Origin of the sequence: Hansschlegelia beijingensis (genome assembly GCF_045505405.1) — a bacterium.
GTDB lineage: Bacteria > Pseudomonadota > Alphaproteobacteria > Rhizobiales > Methylopilaceae > Methylopila > Methylopila beijingensis_A.
Window position 1 is genome coordinate 1 of record NZ_JBJKEX010000275.1, and the last position, 4,156, is coordinate 4,156.

The window sequence follows — 4,156 nt, forward strand, 5'->3', positions numbered from 1 at the left end:
CGGCCGAACGGCGCGCTCCGCGCGCCGGGCGCGGAGACTCCGTCGCGCTCTCTGCGCGGGGGCGCCGCGTGCTCCTGGAGCGGGAGCTTTTGGCTTCGGCGGCGGCCTCGAGATCGACCGGCGCGCCCTGCCACGGGATCGAGGACTGCGTGAGCTTCTCGATGGCGCCGAGATGCTTGGCGTCGGAGGGCGTGACGAGGCTGATGGCGACGCCGCTAAGCCCCGCGCGCCCCGTGCGGCCGATACGATGCACATAGTCTTCGGCGTGGATCGGCACGTCGTAATTGATGACGTGGCTGACCGCCGGAATGTCCAGGCCGCGGGCGGCCACGTCGCTCGCGACAAGAAGATCGACTTCGCCGTTCTTGAAGCTGTCGAGCGCCGCCATCCGCGCGCGCTGGTCGAGATCGCCATGCAGCGCGGCGACCTTGAAGTTGTGCTGCTGGAGCGACTTGTAGACGACTGCGACGTCGCGCTTGCGGTTGCAGAAGATGATCGCGTTCTTGAAGTCCGTGGCGTCCTGGATGACACGGCGGAGGGCCGCCCGCTTGAGGGCGGGCTCGTCTTCCGTCGCGACCAGCAACTGCGTCACGGTCGCAGCGGTCGTCGAAGGGCGAGCCACCTCGATGCGAACCGGATCGCGCAGGAACTGCTTGGTCAGCCGCTGAATCTCCGGCGGCATGGTGGCCGAAAAGAACAGCGTCTGGCGCGACGGCGGGATCAGCTTGCAGATGCGCTCGATGTCCGGGATGAAGCCCATGTCGAGCATGCGGTCCGCCTCGTCGATGACCAGAATCTCGATCCCGGTCAGCAGCAGGCGGCCCCGCTCGAAATGGTCGAGCAGACGGCCGGGGGTCGCGATCAGCACATCGACGCCGCGCGTGAGCTTCGCGTCCTGGTCGCCGAAGGAGACGCCGCCGATCAGCAGCGCCATCGAAAGCTTATGATTCTGGCCGTACTTGCCGAAGCTTTCCTCGACCTGCGCTGCGAGCTCGCGCGTCGGTTCTAGAATCAGGGTGCGGGGCATGCGAGCCCGCGCGCGGCCCTGCTCGAGAAGCGTCAGCATCGGTAGGGTGAACGAGGCCGTCTTGCCCGTGCCTGTCTGCGCGATGCCAAGGACGTCCTTGCCCTGCAGCACGTGGGGGATCGCAGCCGCCTGGATCGGCGTAGGCTCGGTGTAACCCGAGGTCTCGACGGCGGCGAGCACCTTCGGGCTCAGTCCAAGTTGTGAAAAAGTCATGACGTCCTTAAAGCCGGCCGGCCAGGGGAGGGCGCGGCGCCAGAGCGCCGCGATTGCTCGCCTCGAGGCGCGCGCCATCGCGCGGCGCCCACGATCTACGTTGGGAAATGAGGCTTTAGGGGCCGATTGTCAATCGCCCGGCTGGGAAAGCGCCGTCTAAGCCGGCGGCCGCGGCTGAAGCGCGGTCACCGGCTGCCGCGTTTCGCGGGCGGTCGTTCAGTTCGTGGCGGGACCGAAACGAGCGTCGCCGGGCTCGCCGATCACGATCACCCAAGTGTCGCGCATGCCGTCCTTGTCCGGAATCGTGTCCAGGAACACGGTGACGCCGGTGTCTGCCGGCTCGGCGCGGACGTCCCCGAATGTGAGTTCAGCCGCGTCAGGATCCTGGAGCTCCTTGGTCTCGACGACGCGGAAATCCGGCTCTTCGAGCCACTGCACGTAGAAGCGCTGGCGATCACCGTTGAGCACGCCGATGACGCGTGAGAAGCCGCGCTTTCCGTCCGCCTCCCAAGGCCCGCCTACCCGAAGGGCGATGACCTGGGCGGGCACGCCCAAAACCTCGTCCGTCTTCGGCGCGGCGTCCGCCGAAGGAGAAGGTGCCCCGCCATCGGGCGGAGCGGGTCGCTCGGGCCTCACCGGGCCGGGATCGATCTTGTCGGGCGGAGCCGTCGGTGAGGCGGGCGGCGTAGGCGGCGGCGGGGTTTGCGCGAAGGCGGGCGCGGCTGCGGCGCCGACGGCGAAAGCGAGGATCAGTCTCAGGCGGCGTCGCATTGCAGACTCCGATCCGGGAACCGTCCGGCCGTTATAGGGCCGCGCGCCGGGAAGGCACGGGGCCTCGCCTACACGTCCACCAGTTCAGCCGCGAACGGCGCCCGCTCCTGAATGAAGCGGAAGCGCGCGTCCGGTTTCGTTCCCATGAGGCGCTCGACGGCGTCGCGCGTCGGGTCTTCCTGGGACTGCTCGACGGTGACCCGCAGCAGCGTGCGGCGCGCGGGGTCCATCGTGGTCTCGCGCAACTGGGCCGGCATCATTTCGCCCAGGCCTTTGAAGCGGCCGATCTCGACGTTCTTGCCTTTGAACTTCTTCGCCAGCAGCTCGTCCTTATGGGCGTCATCGCGCGCATAGATAGTCACGCCGCCATGGCTCAGCCGGTAAAGCGGAGGCACGGCGAGGAACAGGTGCCCGTTGCGGATCAGGTCCGGAAGCTCCCGGAAGAAGAAAGTCATCAGCAGCGAGGCGATGTGCGCGCCGTCGACGTCGGCGTCGGTCATCACGATCACGCGGTCGTACCGGAGATCGGGGTCCGAGTAGCGCGAGCGGGTGCCGCAGCCGAGAGCCAGCAGCAGGTCCGCGAGTTGCTGGTTCTGGGCCAGCTTGTCGGCGCCTGCGCTCGCGACGTTGAGAATCTTGCCCCGGAGCGGAAGCACCGCCTGGGTGGCGCGGTCGCGCGCCTGCTTGGCGGAGCCGCCGGCGGAATCGCCCTCGACGATGAAGAGCTCGGAGCCCTTGGCGCCCGCCTGGCTGCAATCGGCCAGCTTGCCCGGCAGGCGGAGCTTGCGGGTGGCGGTCTTGCGGGCGACATCCTTTTCCTGCCGGCGCCGCAGACGTTCTTCGCCCCGCAGGATGACGCTCTCGAGCAGCCGGTTAGCTTGCTGCGGGGAGGCCGCAAGCCAGTGGTCGAAGGCGTCCTTCACAGCCTGTTCGACGATCCGAGAGGCCTCGGCCGTCGCCAGCCGCTCTTTGGTCTGTCCCTGGAATTCCGGCTCGCGAATGAATGCGGACAGCATCGCGGCCGCGCCCAGCATGACGTCCTCGCCGGTCAGGATCGCGGCGCGCTTATTGTTGACGAGCTCCGCGTAGCCGCGCAGTCCGCGCAGCAGCGCCATCCGCAGGCCGTTCTCGTGGGTGCCGCCTTCGGGCGTCGGGATGGTGTTGCAGTAGGAGCGGCAGAAGCCGTCTTCGCCGTCATCGGTCCATGCGACCGCCCATTCGACAGAGCCGTGACCGCCGGGCTTCTTGTGCGAGCCGGCGAAGAGCTCCGCCGAAAGCTCCCGATCTGACAGGCTCGCGGCGAGAAAGTCCTTCAGGCCGCCCGGGAAGTGCAGCGTCGCGCGTTCCGGCGTGTCGTCGCCTGCCGGGATCAGTTCCGCGGGACAGGTCCAGCGGATCTCGACGCCGGAGAACAGGTACGCTTTCGAGCGGGTCATGCGGTAGAGGCGAGCAGGCTGCAGCCGGGCGCCCTCGCCGAAGATCTGGGCGTCGGGAAGGAAGCGGACCTTGGTGCCTCGCCGGTTGTGGACGGGGCCGATCTCCTCGAGGCCGCCCAGGGGGACGCCTCGGGCGAACGACTGCCGGTAGAGCCGCTGATTGCGCGCGACCTCGACGTCGAGCCGTTCGGACAGCGCGTTGACGACCGAGACGCCGACGCCGTGCAGTCCACCGCTGGTTTCGTAGACCTTGGAGTCGAACTTCCCACCCGAGTGCAGGGTGGTCATGATGACTTCCAGCGCGGATTTCTCCGGAAACTTCGGATGGGGGTCGATCGGGACGCCGCGTCCATTGTCCGTGACGGTGACAGAGCCATCAGCGCCCACGTCAACCGCGATGAAGGTGGCGTGACCAGCGACCGCCTCGTCCATCGCGTTGTCGATCACCTCCGCGAAGAGGTGGTGCAGCGCCTTCTCATCGGTGCCGCCGATATACATGCCCGGGCGTCGGCGCACCGGCTCCAGGCCTTCGAGCACCTCGATGTCGGCCGCCGTGTAGCTGGCCTCGGCCGGCGCGGCGGCGCGGGGCAGGGGTGACGATGAAGCGGTCGGCGAGCTCCTGCGCGAAATCGAAATACTGCTCGACCAGCACGATGGCCATCTGCCCCGTGCCGCGCAAGAATCGGATGGCGCGGCCGATGTCCTTGAT

The 4,156-nt window shown here is 68.0% G+C and carries 3 protein-coding genes and 1 pseudogene; all 4 read right to left on the reverse strand.

Annotation, left to right across the window (positions count from 1 at the left end):
• On the reverse strand, nt 1-1,240 hold a 1,240-nt coding region (locus ACIKT0_RS14145; protein WP_407105960.1), incomplete at its 3' end, for a DEAD/DEAH box helicase.
• Between the two features lie 216 nt (nt 1,241-1,456).
• On the reverse strand, nt 1,457-1,789 hold the full coding sequence (locus tag ACIKT0_RS14150; RefSeq protein WP_210286016.1) for a phospholipase D-like domain-containing protein: 333 nt from the start codon (nt 1,787-1,789) through the stop codon (nt 1,457-1,459).
• Nucleotides 1,790-2,079: 290 nt separating this feature from the next.
• Nucleotides 2,080-3,990 carry a DNA topoisomerase IV subunit B gene (parE, locus tag ACIKT0_RS14155; RefSeq protein ID WP_407105961.1) on the reverse strand — a complete coding sequence of 637 codons (1,911 nt, stop codon included), beginning with the start codon at nt 3,988-3,990 and terminating at the stop codon, nt 2,080-2,082.
• Nucleotides 3,923-4,156 (reverse strand): annotated as a pseudogene (locus ACIKT0_RS14160) (hypothetical protein); the annotation flags it as partial. The gene parE and the pseudogene ACIKT0_RS14160, both read right to left, overlap by 68 nt.